General features: G+C 63.9%; 15 protein-coding genes. 9 read left to right on the forward strand and 6 right to left on the reverse strand.

All coding sequences use genetic code 11. The features are described from left to right. Position 1: 1 nt before the first annotated feature. The 8 genes from narH (at position 2) to AC1RDJ_RS15680 (ending at position 8,921) form a co-directional block, all read left to right on the forward strand. Entirely contained in the window at positions 2-1,552 is a 1,551-nt protein-coding gene (gene narH / locus AC1RDJ_RS15645) for a nitrate reductase subunit beta (protein ID WP_493028004.1), read from the forward strand. A 9-nt stretch (positions 1,553-1,561) separates the two neighbouring features. Continuing rightward, positions 1,562-2,230, forward strand: a complete 669-nt coding sequence (gene narJ / locus AC1RDJ_RS15650) for a nitrate reductase molybdenum cofactor assembly chaperone (protein ID WP_232251283.1) — start codon at positions 1,562-1,564, stop codon at positions 2,228-2,230. 28 nt (positions 2,231-2,258) lie between these two features. Further along, positions 2,259-2,945: a respiratory nitrate reductase subunit gamma gene (narI, locus tag AC1RDJ_RS15655; protein ID WP_071323824.1), complete on the forward strand. Its 687-nt coding sequence runs from the start codon at positions 2,259-2,261 to the stop codon at positions 2,943-2,945. 139 nt (positions 2,946-3,084) lie between these two features. Next, a complete protein-coding gene (locus AC1RDJ_RS15660) occupies positions 3,085-3,831 on the forward strand; it encodes a peptidylprolyl isomerase (RefSeq protein WP_493028005.1) in 747 nt (248 codons plus the stop codon). Positions 3,832-3,919: 88 nt separating this feature from the next. Continuing rightward, positions 3,920-4,906 carry a GTP 3',8-cyclase MoaA gene (gene moaA / locus AC1RDJ_RS15665; protein WP_289886928.1) on the forward strand — a complete coding sequence of 329 codons (987 nt, stop codon included), beginning with the start codon at positions 3,920-3,922 and terminating at the stop codon, positions 4,904-4,906. A 26-nt stretch (positions 4,907-4,932) separates the two neighbouring features. Further along, complete coding sequence (locus tag AC1RDJ_RS15670) at positions 4,933-6,834, forward strand: type IV pili methyl-accepting chemotaxis transducer N-terminal domain-containing protein (protein WP_289886927.1); 1,902 nt, start codon at positions 4,933-4,935, stop codon at positions 6,832-6,834. 46 nt (positions 6,835-6,880) lie between these two features. After that, positions 6,881-7,543, forward strand: coding sequence for a response regulator (locus tag AC1RDJ_RS15675; protein WP_071323820.1), 663 nt, complete (start codon positions 6,881-6,883; stop codon positions 7,541-7,543). Between the two features lie 157 nt (positions 7,544-7,700). Continuing rightward, positions 7,701-8,921 (forward strand): NnrS family protein, encoded by a 1,221-nt coding sequence (locus AC1RDJ_RS15680; RefSeq protein WP_493028006.1) that lies wholly within the window; start codon positions 7,701-7,703, stop codon positions 8,919-8,921. A 6-nt stretch (positions 8,922-8,927) separates the two neighbouring features. On the opposite strand, the gene AC1RDJ_RS15685 is transcribed toward AC1RDJ_RS15680, so the two are convergent. From AC1RDJ_RS15685 to AC1RDJ_RS15700, 4 genes are all read right to left on the reverse strand, one after another. Next, positions 8,928-9,053, reverse strand: coding sequence for a hypothetical protein (locus tag AC1RDJ_RS15685; protein WP_257786887.1), 126 nt, complete (start codon positions 9,051-9,053; stop codon positions 8,928-8,930). Between the two features lie 81 nt (positions 9,054-9,134). Further along, positions 9,135-9,497, reverse strand: a complete 363-nt coding sequence (locus AC1RDJ_RS15690; protein ID WP_493028007.1) for an Hpt domain-containing protein — start codon at positions 9,495-9,497, stop codon at positions 9,135-9,137. A 12-nt stretch (positions 9,498-9,509) separates the two neighbouring features. After that, the gene (locus AC1RDJ_RS15695) at positions 9,510-10,130 is read right to left on the reverse strand and encodes a response regulator (RefSeq protein ID WP_493028008.1); all 621 of its coding nucleotides are present in this window, start codon (positions 10,128-10,130) and stop codon (positions 9,510-9,512) included. Positions 10,131-10,212: 82 nt separating this feature from the next. Next, complete coding sequence (locus AC1RDJ_RS15700; protein WP_493028009.1) at positions 10,213-10,866, reverse strand: hypothetical protein; 654 nt, start codon at positions 10,864-10,866, stop codon at positions 10,213-10,215. Positions 10,867-11,248: 382 nt separating this feature from the next. Here AC1RDJ_RS15700 and AC1RDJ_RS15705 point away from each other — a divergent pair, with 382 nt between their 5' ends. After that, positions 11,249-13,669, forward strand: a complete 2,421-nt coding sequence (locus AC1RDJ_RS15705) for a membrane-bound PQQ-dependent dehydrogenase, glucose/quinate/shikimate family (RefSeq protein WP_493028010.1) — start codon at positions 11,249-11,251, stop codon at positions 13,667-13,669. 77 nt (positions 13,670-13,746) lie between these two features. Here the strand turns inward: AC1RDJ_RS15705 and AC1RDJ_RS15710 are convergent, their stop codons facing one another. Next, positions 13,747-14,838, reverse strand: a complete 1,092-nt coding sequence (locus AC1RDJ_RS15710; RefSeq protein ID WP_493028011.1) for a hypothetical protein — start codon at positions 14,836-14,838, stop codon at positions 13,747-13,749. A 168-nt stretch (positions 14,839-15,006) separates the two neighbouring features. Further along, positions 15,007-18,504 (reverse strand): DUF748 domain-containing protein, encoded by a 3,498-nt coding sequence (locus AC1RDJ_RS15715; protein WP_493028012.1) that lies wholly within the window; start codon positions 18,502-18,504, stop codon positions 15,007-15,009. Positions 18,505-18,713 lie beyond the last annotated feature (209 nt).

The following is an 18,713-nucleotide window of genomic DNA, read 5'->3' on the forward strand; positions in this document are numbered from 1 at the left end:
TATGAAAATCAGAGCGCAAATCGGCATGGTGCTGAACCTGGACAAGTGCATCGGCTGCCACACCTGTTCCGTCACGTGCAAGAACGTGTGGACCAGTCGCGACGGCGTCGAGTACGCATGGTTCAACAACGTCGAGACGAAACCGGGCATCGGCTATCCGAAGCAGTGGGAAAACCAGGACAAGTGGAATGGCGGCTGGCGCCGCACGGATGCAGGCAAGATCGAGCCGCGCCAGGGCAGCCGTTTGAAAATCCTGGCGAATATCTTCGCCAACCCGAACCTGCCCGCCATCGACGAGTACTACGAGCCGTTCACCTACGACTACGAGCACCTGCAAAGCGCGCCGCTGTCGCAGACGCCGCCGACGGCCCGTCCGATCTCCGTGCTGACGGGGAAGAAGATGGAAAAGATCGAGTGGGGCCCGAACTGGGAAGATGACCTGGGCGGCGAATTTGCCCAGCGCAGCAAGGACAAGCTGTTCGACAACATGCAGAAGGAGATGTACGGCACGTTCGAGAACACCTTCATGATGTATCTGCCGCGCCTGTGCGAGCATTGCCTCAATCCGACGTGCGTGGCGTCCTGCCCGTCCGGCTCCGTCTACAAGCGCGAAGACGACGGCATCGTGCTGATCGACCAGGACAAGTGCCGCGGCTGGCGCATGTGCATTTCCGGTTGCCCGTACAAGAAGATTTACTACAACTGGTCGTCCGGCAAGGCGGAGAAGTGCACGTTCTGCTTCCCCCGCATCGAAGCGGGCCAGCCTACCGTGTGCTCGGAAACGTGCGTGGGCCGCATCCGCTACCTGGGCGTGCTGCTGTATGACGCCGACAGGATCGAGGCCGCCGCTTCCGTGCCGCAGGAGCAGGACCTGTACCAGGCGCAGCTCGGCCTGTTCCTCGATCCGCACGACCCGGCCATCATCGCCGAGGCGCGCCGCCAGGGCATCCCCGACCTGTGGCTGGAAGCTGCCGTCAAGTCGCCCGTCTACAAGATGGCCGTCGAGTGGAAGGTGGCGTTCCCGCTGCATCCCGAATACCGCACCTTGCCGATGGTGTGGTACGTGCCGCCGCTGTCGCCGATCCAGGCGGCCGCCGAATCGGGCAAGCTGGGCGTGAACGGCATGCTGCCCGATACGCAAAGCCTGCGCATTCCCGTGCAGTACCTGGCCAATCTGCTGACGGCCGGCGACCAGCCGCCCATCGTCTCGGCGCTGGACCGCATGCTGGCCATGCGCGCCTACATGCGCAGCAAGACCGTCGAGAAGGTGGAAAGCCTGACGGTGCTCAAGCAGGTGGGATTGACCCAGGCGCAGGTGGAGGACATGTACCACATCATGGCCATCGCCAACTACGAGGACCGCTTCGTCATCCCCAGCAGCCACAAGGAAATGGCCGAGGACAGCTTCAACGAGAAGGGTTCCTGCGGCTTCAGCTTCGGCAATGGCTGCTCGGACGGAGTCAGCGAGCCGACCTTGTTCGGCAAGAAAAAACACGGTTCGGCCATCTTCATGCAGATGCCGAAGTCGCGCAAAACGGCGCCAGGCGCTTAAGGAGCTCATATGGACTACGCCATGAACCACTATCACATCCTCTCGCGCCTGCTGCTGTATCCGGAGCCCGAGCTGATCGCCCACCTGCCGCAGCTCGATGCCGCGCTGGCGGCCGTGCCGGAACAGCACGCGCTGCTGCGGCCCTTGCTGGCGCACCTGGAAAGCAGCAGCCTGATCGACCTGCAGCAGCAGTACGTAGCCACCTTCGACCGCAATCCCTCGCACTCGCTGCACCTGTTCGAGCATATCCACGGCGAATCGCGCGACCGGGGCCAGGCCATGGTCGACCTGATGGAGGAATACAAGCGCCACGGCCTGCAGATGGTGGGCGACGACTTGCCCGACTTCGTGCCGCTGTTCCTGGAGTTCCTGGCGCAGCTCGACGAGGCGGCTGCCGCGCCATTGCTGGGCGACGCCGTGCACGTGCTGGCGCATATCGGCCGCAAGCTGGCGGCCAACGGCAGCCCGTATGCGCCTGTCTTCACCCTGCTCGAACGCCTGAGCCCCGTGGCGGCAGAAACGCTGGCCGAACCGCCGGTGCGCGACATGGACGAAGCGCTGGAAACCTTCGGTCCAGGTGCGGACGGCGTCGAGCCGCTGCTGCGCCAAGGCCATGGCCAGGTCGCGGGCGGCGTCCATCCCGTGCATTTTCACCCGCAGCCGCGGCGCGCCGCCTGAACGGCGTCCGCATGAAGAGGAGTACATCATGAGTCATTACCTGCATCAATTCGTCTACGGCATCTATCCGTACATCGCGCTGGCCATCTTTTTTCTCGGTAGCCTGATCCGTTTCGACCGCGAGCAATACACGTGGAAGTCCGATTCCAGCCAGCTGCTGCACCGCGGCAGCCTGCGCCTGGGCAATATCCTGTTCCATATCGGCATCATCGGCCTGCTGTTCGGCCATGCGGCCGGCTTGCTGACCCCTGTCTGGGTGTGGGACACCCTGGGCGTGTCGCACAGCCTGAAGCAGGGCGTGGCCATGGCGGCCGGCGGCGTGATGGGCGGCCTGTGCCTGGTCGGCTTGCTGATCCTGCTGGCGCGCCGCTTTTCCAATGACCGGCTGCGCGCCGTCACCACGGCCGGCGACAAGCTGGTGATGCTGTGGATTTTGCTGACCTTGCTGCTGGGTCTGTCGTCGATCTTTGTCTCCGCCTCGCACATGGATGGCCACATGATGGTCTTGCTGATGCAATGGGCGCAGCACATCGTCACCTTCCGCGCCGACGCGGCCAGCTTCATCGTCGACGCGCCGCTGGTCTTCAAGCTGCACCTGTTCATGGGCATGTCGCTGTTCGTCATCTTCCCGTTCACCCGCCTGGTGCACGTGTGGAGCGGCTTTGGCGCCATCGGCTACCTGGGCCGCGCCTATCAGTTGGTGCGCCGCCGTTAAAAAACGCCATGAAAAATCTACTGCGCGTAGCGATTTTCGGCCTGCGATACTCACTGTGCATGCGCACAGCTGCGCTTCTCAGCCGCAACTCATCTCCGCTCGCGACGATTTTTCAGGCTATTTATGGAAGGAAAGTAAGATGGGAATCTCCGTCAATGGCATCGATATCGACGATGCCGACATCGCGCAGGAACTGCCGCATCACGACAGGGCCGGCAATCCGCTGAAACAGGCCGTGCATGAACTGGTGCTGCGCCGGTTGCTGCTGGACGAGGCGCAGCGCCTCGGCGTGCAGGGCACCAGCATTGATGACCGCATCGAGGCGCTGTTCGCGCAGGAAGTGCGCGTGCCGCCCGCCGACGATGCGGCCTGCCGCACGTTTTACGCGCAGCGCCCGCAGCTGTTTCGCAGCGGCGCGCTGGTCGAGGCGCGCCACATCCTGTTCCAGGTGACGCCCGAGGCGCCTTTGGAACTGCTGCGCGCCACGGCGCAAGCCGTGCTCGATGCCTTGAAACTGGCGCCCGAGCGCTTTGCGGAACTGGCGGCGCAGTACTCGAACTGCCCGTCCGGCGCGCTGGGGGGCAATCTGGGCCAGCTGTCGCCGGGCCAGAGCGTGCCGGAATTCGATGCGCTGCTGTTTCGCCTGGAAGAGGGCGCGCTGGCCGGCCACTTGCTGGAAACGCGCTTCGGCTACCACGTGGTGCAGGTGCTGCGCCGGGTCGAAGGCCAGGCCATTCCCTACGAGGCGGTGCAGGCGCAGATCGCCGACCGCCTGTCGCGCGCGGCCTGGCAGCGCGCCGTGCACCAGTACCTGCATTTGCTGGTGGGCCGCGCCGAGATCGCCGGCATCGAGCTGGAAGGCACAGCCAGTCCGTTAGTGCAATAGACCGGAAGGCGTAGGCCGCTAGGCCTTCTGGGGCACAGTCAGATCGTGCCCCAGCCTTTACAATCGAGGAAGAAACAGGAGTAGCGTCATGAGTAGCGTCAAGTTGCAGGACCGTTTTGGCCGTTCGATCGATTATGTGCGGCTGTCCGTCACCGACCGCTGCGACTTGCGCTGCAGTTATTGCATGCCCAAGGGCTTTCGCGGCTTCGAAGAACCGAAGGATTGGCTGACGTTCGATGAAATCGAGCGCCTGCTGGGCATTTTCGTACGCCTCGGCACGCGCCGCGTGCGCCTGACGGGCGGCGAGCCGCTGTTGCGGCGCAAGCTGCCCGAGCTGGCGCGCAAGCTGTCGTCGCTGCCCGGCCTGCAGGATCTGTCGCTGTCGACGAATGCCACGCAACTGGGCAAGCACGCCACGGCCTTGCGCGCGGCGGGCGTGGACCGTATCAATGTCAGCCTCGATTCGCTCGACCGCGCCTGCATGCAGCAGATCACGGGGCGCGACAGCCTGCAACCCATCCTCGATGGCCTGATGGCGGGCAAGGCGGCCGGTTTTGACCCGATCAAGATCAATATGGTGGCCATGCGCGGCGTCAATGACGGCCAGATCGAGGCCATGGCGGCGTTTTGCATCGAGCAGCAGTTCATCCTGCGCCTGATCGAAGCCATGCCCATGGGCAGCACGGGGCGCGATGCCCACTACATGCCGCTGGCTGCCGTGCGCGAGCGCCTGGCGGCCCGCTTTGGCCTGGTGCCGCAGGCGCAGGAGCTGGGCGGCGGGCCGGCGCGCTACCTGGCCACGCCCGATGGACGCTCGAGCATCGGCTTCATCACGCCCATGTCGCAGCATTTTTGCGCCAGCTGCAACCGCGTGCGCCTGTCCGTCGATGGTACCCTGTACCTGTGCCTGGGACAGGAAGAGAAATTCGCCTTCGGTCCCATGCTGCGTGGCGGCGCCACCGATGCGGAGCTGGAAGCGGCGATCCGCGCGGCCATCGAACTGAAGCCGCAGCAGCATGATTTCAACACGCAGCCGGACAAGATTATCCGTTTCATGGCCCAAACCGGAGGCTGAACGGTGCGGTGCCAAGTAAAGGATGTATGAAATTTAAAGCGATGTTTTCCTCCTGGCAGAAACTGTCGACCAAGATCGTCGGCGCGCTGCTGCTCATGCTGGTCCTGGCCCTGACGGCCATCGGCTGCACCCTGTTCCTGTCGTGGCAGCTGGAAGGCAGTTCGGCCGCCATCAACGAGACAGGGCGGCTGCGCATGCAGACCTACCGTCTGACCCTGCTGATCGCCAGCGATGCCCGCGTGCAGGCGCAGCAGCAGGCGCTGCTGATCGACGAAACCCTGGCCAAGATCGCCCACGGCGACCCGCAGCGTCCTTTGTTCCTGCCGCCCAGCACCGCCATCAAGTCCGAATTCGAGCGCATCGGCGACGCCTGGCGCGATGGCTTGCGCCCGGCCGCCCTGGCCGCCGACAGCACGGCGCGCGCGCGCCAGTTCGAGCATGAGGCCGACACCTTTGTCGGCCAGGTCGACCAGCTGGTGCGCCTGATCGAGCACGATAGCGAGCAGCGCACGTTCTGGCTGCGCGCCTCGCAGCTGGTCTTGCTGGCCATGGCGATACTCGGCACGGTCAGCATGATCTTCCTGATGTTCATGCTGATCATCGAGCCCGTGACGCGGCTGCGCCTGGGCATGCAGCGCATGAAGGAGCGCGATTTCAGCGTGCGCCTGGCCGTCGAGAGCAATGACGAATTCGGCCAGCTGGCCAGTGGCTTCAACCAGATGGCCGACCGCCTGCAAGCCCTGTACGGCAATTTGGAAGAGGGCGTGCGCAGCAAGACGGCCACCCTCGAATACCGCAACCGCGAACTGGCGCTGCTGTACGAAAGCGCCGCCTTCTTGCAGCGCCCGCAGCCGTTGGAAGACATCTGCGGCGGCTTCATGCAGCGCATCGTCGATTATTTCGAGGCCGATGGCTCCACCGTGCGCGTGCTCGACGCCGAGCGCGGCAACCTGCACATGGTGGTGCACACGGGCCTGTCCGAGGAACTGGTGGCGTCCGAACACTGCCTGAAGGTGGGCGACTGCCTGTGCGGCACGGCCGTCGAAATGAAGGTGGCGAAGGTGCACGACATGCGCCGCATCGACAAGGCGCACGAGCTGCGCTGTCACCGCGAAGGCTTCGCCACCGTCTCCGTCTTCCATATCCATGCGCATGAACAGCACCTGGGCTTCTTCAACCTGCATTTCCGCCATGCGCGCGTGTTTTCCGCGCGCGAGCTGGCCTTGCTGGAAACCCTGGGCCAGCTGCTGGGCATCGCGCTGGAAAACCTGCGCCTGGCCGCGCGCGAACGCGAGATGGCCATTTCCGAAGAGCGCAACCTGGTGGCGCAGGGCCTGCACGACAGCATTGCGCAAAGCCTCAATTTCCTCAACCTGCAAGTGCAGATGCTCGACGACTCCGTGCGCAATGCGCGTTTCGACGAGGTGGCCGGCATCGTGCCGGCCCTGCATGCGGGCGTGAAGGAAAGCTATGAAGACGTGCGCGAGCTGCTGGCGAACTTCCGCAGCCGTCTGATGGAAGACGACTTGATCGGCTCCCTGCGCGCGGCGCTGGAGAAATTCCGTCGCCAGACGGGCATCGACGCCGAACTGCTGGCCGATGTCGATGGCGCGCCATTCCCACGCGAGCAGCAATTGCAGCTATTATTCATCGTGCAGGAAGCGCTGTCGAACATCCGCAAGCACGCCCAGGCCAGCCATGTCGAGGTGCGGCTGGACGATCACCAGGACTTTACGCTGACGATCAGCGACAACGGCGTCGGTTTCGATGCCGCGGCCGTGCTGGAAAAGGGCGACAGCCATGTCGGCATCCACATCATGCGCGAGCGCGCGCAGCGCATCGAGGCTACGTTCGAGGTGCATGCCGCGCCAGGGCGGGGTACCACGGTCGAGCTGCACCTGCCGCGCGCGCAGCGGCGCGCCGCATGAGCCATCACTTGAACCATCATCGCGCAAGCACCTGAAAGCATAAAAAATGGAGACTCCCGTCAAACCGATCACCGTCATGCTGGTCGATGACCACGCGCTGTTCCGCAGCGGCATACGCTCGCTGCTGCAGCGGCATACGGATTTTTCCGTCGTGGGCGAGGCGGCCGACGGCGTGGAAGGCATCAAGCGCGCCATCCAGCTGCAGCCCGACGTGGTGCTGCTGGACCTGAACATGGCCGGCATGTCCGGCGTGGAAGCGCTGCAGCTGATGCAGCACGATTGCCCGGACACAGCCATCGTCATGCTGACCGTCTCCGAGGACGCCGAAGACCTGGCCACGGCCCTGCGCGCGGGCGCCTGCGGTTATCTGATCAAGAATATCGACGCCGATTACCTGGTGCGCGCCATCCGCCGCGCGGCCGCCGGCGAAGTCGTCATCGCCGAAGCCATGACGGGCAAGCTGGTGGCGCAGCTGCAGGCGGGCACGCGGCGCGAAGAACCCGTGTCGGAGCTGGACAAGCTGACCCCGCGCGAAAAGGAAATCATCGACTGCCTGTCGCGCGGCGAGAGCAACAAGGGCATCGCGCGCACGCTGGACCTGGCCGAAAGCACGGTGAAGATCCACGTGCAGAACGTGCTGAAAAAGCTCAACCTGACCAGCCGCGTGCAGGCGGCCGTGTACGCGGTCGAGCACCGCCAGGGCAAGTAGCCGGCAGCGCGATGCCGGGGGCTGGCCTCTCGGCTCGGGCCCCATGGCCGTCGCGCCATCCTTCCCGTCCTTCTAGCCCTTCTAGTCCTTTTTGCCGATGGCCGCCATTGCGCTTTTAAAGTAGTATATTGAATATATCTTTAAGCGCGAGTCCACCATGGCCATTACTCCCATCAGCGAACCATCATCTCCTGCCGCCGCTCCCGGTGCCGCACCGTGGCATGCCCGCCATGCCGTCTGGCAGCTGGGTTTTCGTCCGTTCTACCTGCTGGCCGCACTGTTCGCGGCTGTCAGCATTCCCCTGTGGCTGGCCAGCTATGCCAGCCTGCTGCAGGGCGGTCTGCACGTCGGGCTGGGCTGGCATATGCACGAGATGGTGTTCGGCTTCGCGCTGGCCGTCATCGTCGGCTTCCTGTACACGGCGGGGCGCAACTGGACGGGGCTGCCCACGCCGCACGGCGCGCCGCTGATGGCGCTGGCGGGGCTGTGGCTGGCCGGACGCATGGCCATGCTGTGCCTAAACGGCCCGCTGGCGCCCATGGCGGCGCTGGTGGACTGGCTGTTCCTGCCGCTGGCCACGTATCCGCTGTACCGCGTGCTGCGCCGCTCGGGCAATACGCGCAACCTGTTCCTCGTCGGCTTGCTGGCCCTGCTGGCGCTGGCCAACGGCCTGTATCATGCGGCCGCGCTGGGCTGGCTGTCGCTGTCGCTGTTCCTGCCCGTGCAGGCGGCCATTCTGATTATCGTGCTGATCGAATCGGTGATCGGCGCGCGCGTCATTCCCATGTTTACGCGCAATGGCGCACCGGGCAGCACGCCCGTGGCCAGTCCGAAGCGGGCGCTGATGGCCGTGGGATGCATGGCGCTGGCCAGCATCGCCTGGCTGGCGGGCGCGCCGGCCTGGGCGACGGCGCCGCTGGCCCTGGCGGCAAGCGCCATGTCGCTGGCCAACCTGCTGGCCTGGCAGCCGCGGCGCACCCTGCGCGTACCGCTGCTGTGGATCTTGCACCTGTCATACGCGTGGATAGGCATCGGCTTTGCGCTGCTGGCGCTGGCCAGCTGGCAGCTGCTGCCGGCCAGCGCCGCATTCCACGCGTTGACCGTGGGGTCGATGGCGGGCCTGATCATCGGCATGATGACGCGCACGACCCTGGGCCACACGGGGCGCCCCCTCAAGGCGGGCAGGGCGGAAGCGGGCATGTACTGGCTGGTGCAGCTGGGTGCGCTGGCGCGGCTGCTGGCAGCTGTCGGCCCCACGCCATCGGTGCTGCCGTCGCTGTGGGCGGCAGGCTTGTGCTGGTCGCTGGCGTTTGCCTTGTATATGCTGGTGTATGCGCCTTACCTGTGGCGCGCGCGCGTCGATGGGCGTGAAGGCTGAGGGAAGTCAGGACGGGCGCCAGGCCAGCAGCTTCTTGACTTCCGGCGTCCAGTAGGACAGCGATTCGCCGACGACGAAGAGCAGCATGCCCAGCATGAAGGCTCTCAGCAGAAGGTCACGGCACACGATCATCGCAGGCTCCATGGTTGATTGAGATAAGTATAACATTTCCAATAAGGAATTGATTTTTAATTAGCAAGTCAGCTGCGCCATTCATGCTTGCGTTTCCTGGTACTCGGCCATGCAGCGCCGCACTTCCGCCTCCACGAGCGCCAGCAGGCGCGCCGTTTCATCGAGCCAGCCCGGCGCCGGCCGCTCCTGCAGGCGCGCCAGCCGTTCCAGCTCGGCCAGGCGGCTGACCAGCGCCGTGGCGCCCAGCAGCGCCACGCTGCCGCGCAAGCCATGGCTGCCGTGCACGATGGCTTGCGGCGTGCCGCTGCGCACGGCCTGCGCGAGCTGGCCAAACATGGCCGGCGCCGTATCGAGATAGGTCTGGCACAGCGTGAGGAACAGCGGCACGTCCTGGCAGGCGGCGTGCAGCAGCAGGGCGGGGTCGATATGGCGGTAGGCTGGCATGGCTGGACGGCCTCAGGCGGTGCCGAGCCGCGCGTGGCTGGCGCAGCAGGCGCGCAGGTAGCCGCGCAATTCGTCGTAGTTGACGGGCTTGGAGAAGAACACCACGCCCGGCGGCACGCCGCCCCTTGCATCGAGCGCTTCCGGCGACAGGCTCGACAGCATGGCGATGTGCATGTCCGCCAGCAGCGGGTCGGCCAGGATGGTGCGTATCACTTCGTAGCCGTCGATGCCTTCCATGATGATATCGCTCAATAAAATATCGGGTTGGTCGCGGGCGATTTCCAGCAATGCCTGGTAGCCATTTTCGCAGAAGCGCAAGCTGGCCTGCAAGCCCCATGAGGCAATCTGCTTTTGATACAGCGCACGCTCGATAGGATGATCCTCGATCACGAGGATGGAAGGCGCGCGCAGGCCGCTGTCCTGCCGCGCGGGACGCGGCGCGCGCGACTCCTGACTATGTTGTGTGTAGCCACTCTTGTAGGCGTGCACGGCCGACAGGGGGATGCGGCGGTGGCCGCCCTTGGTCTTCCACGCCTCGATGACGCCCGCCTCCACCAGCTGCTGCACCGAGGTGACGGAAATGCCGAGCAATTCGGCGGCTTTTTGCGTGGTACAGACGTCGTCAGCTTGCATGGAATAAAGAGTCGGTGAGGGTGAGGAGAGCATATGCGGGTCCGTTCAGAAAATCAAATCCGGCAAATCTGATGAATTTGGCTCAGGGCAGGCTTTCCGCGTCACGCCGCCGCTCTTCGCGACGCTGCGGCTGCTGGAGCTGCGTGACGGCCGTCGACAGCACTTCCAGCGCCATCAGCAAGTCCGCATGCAGGCGCCGCTGCGTCTCGATATCCTCGGTGAAACTGGCATGCACGGCCGCGCCTGAAAGGCGCTTCAGCTGGCCCAGGCCCAGGGCCGTGGCGGCGTCGAAGATTTCCTGTGCCAGCACGCGGGCCGGCGCCGTGCGGCCGCAGCGCAGCGCATGCGCGATGCCGGCCAGGCGGTCGCGCGTCTCGGCCACGAACAGGGCCAGGATTTCGCCCTGCAATTGCCGGTCTTCGCCAAACATCGCGTCGAGGCGGGCTTGCTCGAACGGCAGCGCGCGCCGTTCCGCCGGTTTGGACGCCGCTGGCGCCGCCTGTCCGGCCATGGGGCCGGCCGGTACGGCGCTGCGCGCGCGCAGCAATTCCGGCAAGCCCGCGTGCGGCCAGGCGTCGGCCAGCTTGTCGGACGCGCGCTGGCGCCGGCGTGGGCGCGGGCGCCGCCACAGCAGGGCGGCCAGCAGCAGCGCCAGGCCCGTCAAGGCCAGGCCCGGGCGTACCAGGGTCATGCCGTCGTAGCAGGCCAATAAATAGGTGTAGATGAAGGCGTTCATGGCAGTGGCTGCCAAATGGCGTCGCGGCGGGAAGAAGCGCGTGGCATGCTGGACCTCCTGTTGAAAGACGTCGCGCTGCCCGGTGCCGGCAGCGGAGAAAACGTTTTTAACAAAAATCACGATATAGCCAGTTTAGAACAATATTTGGTTTATTTGGGAAATTTGTTTTTCCTTGTGGATATAAATTAGCGGGCAAGGGCAAGCGCGCCTGTGGGGAAAAGCAACACCGCGTAAATATTGCTTTCTGGCGTGTGCCACGCTTTGCAAATTAGTGAAAAAATGAAACGTTCTTGATCGCCCTCAATCCGGTGCGCAGGCGCGCGCCGCCGACACATCCTTGTAAAGGAGCATCATGACTGCCTCATCCCGGCCTGGACCATTGTTGCTACTCACCGCAGTCATCTTTATCTTGCTGGGCCTGGCGCTTGCCGGCGGCGGCGCCTGGCTCGTCAGCCTGGGCGGTTCCTGGTATTACGTCGTGGCCGGTATCGGCATGATAGTTGCCGGTGCGCTCGTGTGGAAAGGACGGCGCAGCGCCCAGCCTTTCCTGGCATTGCTGCTGTTCGCCACCCTGATCTGGTCCGTGATCGAAGTGAAGTTCGACTGGTGGCAATTGTTGCCGCGCCTGGATATCTGGTTCGCGGCCGCCGTCTGGCTGCTACTGCCGTTCATCGACCGCCGCCTCGATCCGCCTTTGCGTGCCGGGGCGAAACCGCGCGACACGGGCAAGAGCGCCTTGCTGGCTGCCGTCGTGGCGACGGCGGCCGTGGGCGTGTTCTCGCTGTTCCAGGATTATTACACCCTGCATGGCGAGGTGCCGGCCGAAAACATGGCGGCCGCCCCCGAAGGCGATTACGCGCCGGGCGTGGCGCCCAATGACTGGGCCGCGTATGGCCGCTCCGGCTATGGCGACCGCTACGCGCCGGCCGCGCAGATCACGCCGGCCAACGCCTCGCAGCTGAAGGAGGCGTGGGTCTACCATACGGGCGACTTCAAGGGGCCGAACGACCCGGGCGAGATCGCCAACGAAGTCACGCCGCTGAAGGTCAACGGCATGCTGTATATCTGCACGCCGCACAACATCGTCATCGCGCTCGATCCGGACACGGGCAAGGAGATCTGGCGCCACGATCCGAAGATCAACCGCGACGCCTCGAGCTACCAGCACATGATCTGCCGCGGCGTGGCGTACTGGGACGTCAACGCGGGCCGCGCCAAGGACAGCCCGGCGCCGGAAGCGGCCGGCATGGAGTGTCCGCGCCGCATCTTCGCGCCCACCATGGATGCGACCTTGATCGCCGTCAATGCCGATACGGGCGAAGCGTGCAAGAGCTTTGGCGAAAATGGCGTGATCGGCCTGTACCATGGCATGGGCATGAAGAAACGCGGTTTCCTGATGCCGACCTCGCCGCCGGCCGTGGCGCAGAACGTGGTGGTGATGGCCGCCAGCGTGACCGACAACTTTTCCACGGAAGAACCCTCGGGCGTGATCCGTGGCTACGACCCCGTCACGGGCAAGCTGATGTGGAACTGGGATGCTTCGAACCCGGACGACACGGCGCCCATCGCCGATGGCAAGACCTACACCAACAACTCGCCTAACTCGTGGGGCGTGTCCAGCGTTGATGAAAAGCTGGGCATGGTGTACATCCCCATGGGCAACGAAACGCCCGATACCTGGGGCGGCAACCGCAACCCCCATGGCGAGAAATACAATAGCGCCATCGTCGCGCTCGATCTGGCCACCGGCAAGGTGCGCTGGGTGTACCAGACCGTGCACCACGACATCTGGGACATGGATATCGGCGGCCAGCCCACCTTGGTCGACATCGACACGCCGAAAGGCAAAATCCCTTCCGTCGTCGCCACCACCAAGCGCGGCGACATCTATGTGATCGACCGCCGCGACGGCAGCCTGGTCGTGCCGGCGCCGGAAAAACCCGTGCCGACAGCCAACGCCGCCCCTGGCGACCGCCTGTCGCCCATGCAGCCGTTCTCGGCCCTGACTTTCTTGCCCGAGAAAAATATCAGCGAGACGGACATGTGGGGCACGACGCCATTCGACCAGCTGGCGTGCCGCATCATCTTCCGCCAGCACCGCTATGAAGGCCCGTTCACGCCGCAGACGGTGGCCGAGGGCAAGATCAAGGGCGCCATCATCTCGCCTGGCCCGCTCGGCATCTTCGAGTGGGGCGGGGCGGCCGTCGATCCTGGCCGGCAATTGTTGCTGGTCAATCCAGACTATATGGGCTTTCTGGAACGCCTGGTGCCGCGCGCGCAAGCCAACGCGAAGGGCGGCACGGGGTCGGAAATGGGCTTGCAGCCGCAGACGGGCGTGCCGTTCGCCGTGGAAATCAAGCCCTTCCTGTCGCCGCTGGGCTTCCCTTGCCAGGCGCCGCCGTGGGGCTATATCGCCGCCGTCGACTTGCGCACCATGAAAAAAGTGTGGATGCACAAGAACGGCACCACGCGCGACAGCGCTCCCGTGCCCATCGCCTTGCCGCTGGGCGTGCCCAGCCTGGGCGGCATCAGCACCACGGGCGGCGGCGTGGCATTCCTCAGCAGCACGCTGGACTACTACATCCGCGGCTACGACGTGCGCAATGGCAAAACCGTGTGGAAAGCCCGCCTGCCGGCCGGCGGCCAGGCGACGCCGATGAGCTATGTCTCCGACAAGACGGGCAAGCAATATGTGGTGGTGATGGCTGGCGGCCACGGCTCATTGGGCACGAAGATGGGCGATAGCCTGGTGGCGTTTGCCTTGCCGGACGAAGCGGTGAAGGAGGCGGGGAAGGCGAAGTAGCGATGCTCACCGAGGCATGCACCGGCAATGCCGCGGGTGTGCGCCAACATGGCCAGCAGCCATGTTGGCGCCCGGCGCTACTGCAAGCGGCGATTCAAGACGATGAGTTCGGCATTAGCCGCCTGATCGTCGGTCATCGGGTAGAGCACGACCGCATAAGCATGGTCCGTCGTCTTGTTGATGCTTGCAATGACCAGGTTGTCACGGGGTATCGGCAGCAGTTCGTTTGTCAGCAAGTTCCTGTAGCCTTGCTCACCCTTGCTATAGAATAGTTCCAACAACTGATCATTTTTCGTGGTCAGCCAGCCGTTTCCAAACTCGCTGTTGAAACGCGTGACAAAAGTGTCGTCAGCAATTTGGACTGGCTGCCAGGTATTGAAAAATGGATCGGCAAAGACCGCCAATTCAATGATGTCGCTTGCCCCATTCGCATCTATTTTTTTGATGATGATTTTTTCTTTTTCTTGCGCCAGCAGATAAGACTCCTTGTCGAAGGATGAACTTAATATCTGCAAGACATCTATACCCTTCGCGTCGATTTCCCGCTGGCGCGTCACATTGCCTTTATCATCGATCTCTCTGTGCTGGAGCAGGCTGCCATCATTGGCCAGCAAATGAATGGCCTTGTTGGAAATGGTGATTCTGTTATTTGCAGGTAATGGAACTTTGATAGTGTTTTTCTTTTTCAGTTTTCCATTGATAAATTCGATGGCCAATATTTTGTCAGGTTTGTTATCGTAGAAGTCCACATCGTGAAATATCGAACAGGCCGCCGTCGTGCCAATGAAGTTTCCCGTGTATGGCCGATTACCCTTTGGCATTTCCACATCCTCGCGATGAAAGATGGGAATGCTGATTTCCAGTTCCTTATCAGGATGATAGGGAATGATGGAGACATAGTTTTCCTGATCCGGACTCAAGAACAGTGTCGGCAAGATCCCGTCATCCTCGACATAGTTGTCGATACTGCCGTCAATCTCAACCGTCGTATAAATCAGCTGATACGTGCCATTTTTTTCGTACACATAGCTCGTCAGCAGCGTTTTTTCACCAAATGAAATGCTATCCTTTGCTGATATCGCTGTCTTCGCAAGCAGCGTTGTCATCGTACCCAAGTTGCCCTGTGTAATAGACGCAGTATAGGGCGCTACCTTGTCGAGGTTTTTCATACGTCAGATTATCTCCGTGTCTTGGCGCATCCAGCATAAGCTGCCGCGCGTTGCGATCTGGGGCCGCCGATGCCCGCTGACTCGGCGTCCCCGCGCGCACAGCTGCGCTGCCTGGCCAAGAGGGGGCGCCGAGCCGACTGCCGCTCGCGACGGTTTTGTCAGGCGCCCTTATTGTGCCGCCAATCCCAGTTTCAATCCCACCAGCTTGCCCGGCGCGGCGTCCGTTTTTTCCGGCGCGCCCGCGCTGACCCGGGCCGCTGGCGTGCCATCCTGCTGCAGGGCAGCGAGGATGGCCGCGCTGCGCTGGGCGCCCAGTTTAGCGAGCGCATCGGCAGGCAGGGGCTGCTTGGCTTCCAGCTGCTCGCGCAAGCCGGTATAAAACGCGCTGGCGTCGGCCACTTGCGGCTCGCCTTCGATCAGCTTGCCCAGGCGTTGCCAGACGGGGATCTTCGCCGCGGCGGCCGATGCGGATGCCCCGGACGCCGCCGCTGCCGATGCCGCGGCAGGAGAGGCGGATTCCGCCGCCTTCTTCTGCTTGTCCAGCTCGGCCTTGCCGAAGCGTTCCCCGTACAGCTCGCGCAGGGCGCCGCGTATCTTGCGTTCGCCCAGGTTCAACGGTCCCGGTTCCTCGCCCGCTTCCAGCTTGATGCCGGCCTTGGCGGCGACGGCGCGGCGCACGGCCTGGGCGCGCAGGGCGGCCGCGTCCGTGTCGCTGTACTGGCCCGGCACGGCCAGCTTCAGCTGTTCGCGCTTGCCGAGGATTTGCGCCACCTGCTTGAGTTTTTCCCGTTCCGGCGGCAGCAGCACGGCGCTGCCCGCATCGAAGTCGATGGATTCGAGCTTGTCGGCGCTAATGCCCAGCAAGCTGCCCAGCGCGCGGAACGGCGCCGTGACGATCTTCGTCAGCACATTGCCGACGGCTTTCCAGATCAGCGCGCCATAGCTGAATTGCGGATCGTTCATGTCGCCCGACACGGGCAAGCCCAGGTCGATGCGTCCGTCGCTATCCTTGAGGATGGCCAGCGCCAGTTCCAGCGGCAGTTTCAGGGCGTCCGGGCTGTCGATGCGCTCGCCCAGGGTCAGTTTGTCGAGCACGATCTGGTTGGTGCCGTCGAGCTGGCGGTTGCGCACCTTGTACTGCAAGTCCAGCGAAATCTTGCCCTCGGCCACCTTGTAGCCGGCAAACTTCATCGTGTACGGCGAGGCGGAAACCATGTCGACGTTCTTGAAGACCACGTTCAAGTCCGTGTTGTCGGTCGGGGCAAACGGGTTGAGCTGGCCGCGCACGCGGGCCAGGCCGAATTCGTCGATGCGGCCATCGAGTTCGATCTGGCTGCGCGCATCGCGTTTCGTCGACAGGCCCGTGACGACGCCATTCAATTCATAGATCTTGGCGGCGAATTGCGGTCGCAGGCTCAGGTCGGCAAAATCCAGCTTGGCATTCTGCAGGCGCACGCGGCGCACGCGCACGGGGAAGGCGGCGTCCGGCGCCGGTGCCGCCGCCGTGGCGGCCGTGGATGTCGCCGTTGCCGGCGTCGCCGGCTGTGCCGCTTTGGCTGCCGGTTCCGGGGCTTTGACCAGCAGCCGCTGCGCATTGAGGCTGCGGTCGTCTTCGATGATCAGCTGGGCGTTCGGTTCCACCACGCGCAATTCGGCAATGTCGACAAAGTCGGGCCCCACGCTGGCCGTCAGCTTGTCGGCACGCACGCTTTTCCAGGAGGCAAAGCGCTTGCCATCCGTTTCATTGAGCACCAGGCCGGCGATGTCCACGCCGCCCTCATAACGCAGCTTCGGCGCCTTGGGCGCGCCGCCGCCTGTCGTCAGGCGGCCGCTGCCGGAGATGGCGCCGCCGGCCAGCTTCAGCTTCAGATGTTGCGCCAGCAGCGGCTGCACGGGCGCCAGCGCCAGTTGCTTGAGGTTCAGCTGCGCATCGACGGCGCCCGTGCCCGGCACGAACTTGCCGTTGGCCGTGAGCAATCCGCCTTCGCGCAAGCCCACGCCCAGCTCGAACGGCAACGCCTGCTTCATGTCGTTGCTGACATGCTGCAGCGACAGGCGGGCGTCCTGCAAGTTGCCCTTGATGCCAGTGCCCGCATCGTCGAAGCGGGCGCCGAACTTGCTCAGTTCTACCTTGTCTATCCTGGTGGACCACGGTGCGGACGGCGCCTCGGCGACGGTGTCGGTCTTGCTGGAAGCAAACACGGGCAGCTTTTGCGCGATCGCGAACTGGCCCTGGCGGTTCCGCGCCAGGTCGATCTGCGCGCCGCTGGCCGTCACGGCGCCCAGGTGCACCGCGCGCGCCGCCACGTCAATCTTGCCTTCTGTAAAGCCCAACTGGGCCAGCTTGAACGGCGTTTGCGCGCCCCGTTGCATGGCGAGATCGGCCAGCGCGAAACTGGCGCCGTCGATGACGGTAGTCATGCCGGATGGCGCTTGCTGCAGGGCCAGTTGTAATTGCAGTTGCAGCTGTTTGGCGCTCAGCTGCAGGGCCGGCGAGACGGTTTCATCGATGGCGGATACGTCCACATTGGCCAGTGCCACCTGTTTCAAATCCACCTTCCACTTGCCCGGCTTCGAGGGCGCGGCAGGGGCCGCGGTGGCGGCCGGCGCCGCTGCTGGCTTGCCAGGCAGCATCAGGTTCGCCAGGTCGATCTCGCCCTTGCTGTCGCGGCGGATGGCCAGCTTGCCGCCGTCCAGGCTGATCTTTTCCACCGTGACGCTCTGGCGCGCCAGGTCCACGTTCGCGCCCGTGACGGCCAGGGTGGTCATGGCCGTAAATGGTTCTCCCTTGCCGTCGCGCACCAGCGCCAGGTCGCGCAGGGCCAGGCCGGCGCCCGCCAGCTTGGCGTCGAGCGTGCCGTCGGCATAGGAAAAGTGATAGGGCAGGCGCGCCGACAGCTTGCCGCTGGTCACTTCGGCGCGCGTATAGGCTTTCAGGTAGGCGGCCAGGCCGGGCAGGGAGGCGTCAGTCAGGACCAGTTCGCCTTCGCCGCGGATCGGGTTCAGCGAGGCCGTGCCGCGCCAGTGCAGCTTGCCGCCGCGCGCCGCATCGGCGCTGAAGGTATAGCTGCCGTTGGCGTCGGGCAGGGTCGAAATATTGTCGAGCGTGAAGGCGATCGGCGTGAAGTTGTCCGCATAGCCCGCCTTCTGGTCTTGCCACGCCACCTTGCCTTGTTCCAGCGCAAAGTGGCCGATGATCAGGCGCGGCATGCCGCCCTCGCTCTTGTCCGGGTGGTTGCGTTGCCAGGTGGCCAGCACTTCGGCCAGGTTGAACTTGCCGTCAGGCGTGATGGTCAGATGGGCCTGCGGTGCCGTGATGCGGATTTCCGCCAGGCTCCAGGCGCGGCGCACGATGGATTTCCATTCGAGCTGCACGGCCACGGCGCCGATGGACAGCAGCGGCGCGCCGGCCGCTTCCTGCAAGGCAATCTTGTCCGCTTCCAGGCGCAGGGTGAACGGATTGAAGCGCACGTCGGCGATGCTGGCCTGGCGCGCCAGTTCCTTGTCGGCAAATTTGGGCAGCTGGTTTTTGATGACTTGCGGCACCAGCCAGAAGCCGGCCGCGCTGTAGGCGGCGAGGGCGCAACCGGAGCCGATGGCCCAGCGCTGCCAGCGTTTCCAGCGAAATGTTTTCGTCTGCACGCTTTTCTTGTCGATTGTGTTCACGAACTTACCTTTTAGTATCTTGTTGGACGGCGCGTCCTGCGCGCCGTGACTGTCAGTATGCCTCTTTGCCAGCTCATCTGCAAAATTCAAACGTGCTCATGTGATAACAGAGTCCCTCGCGCGCTATTTATTGCGCCAAAACTCACGCAATCTCACTTATTTTTGCGAATGATTCTCGTTACGGTTATCATGCCGGGTAACCTGAAGTT

Source organism: Janthinobacterium sp. GW822-FHT07H10 (assembly GCF_058798675.1).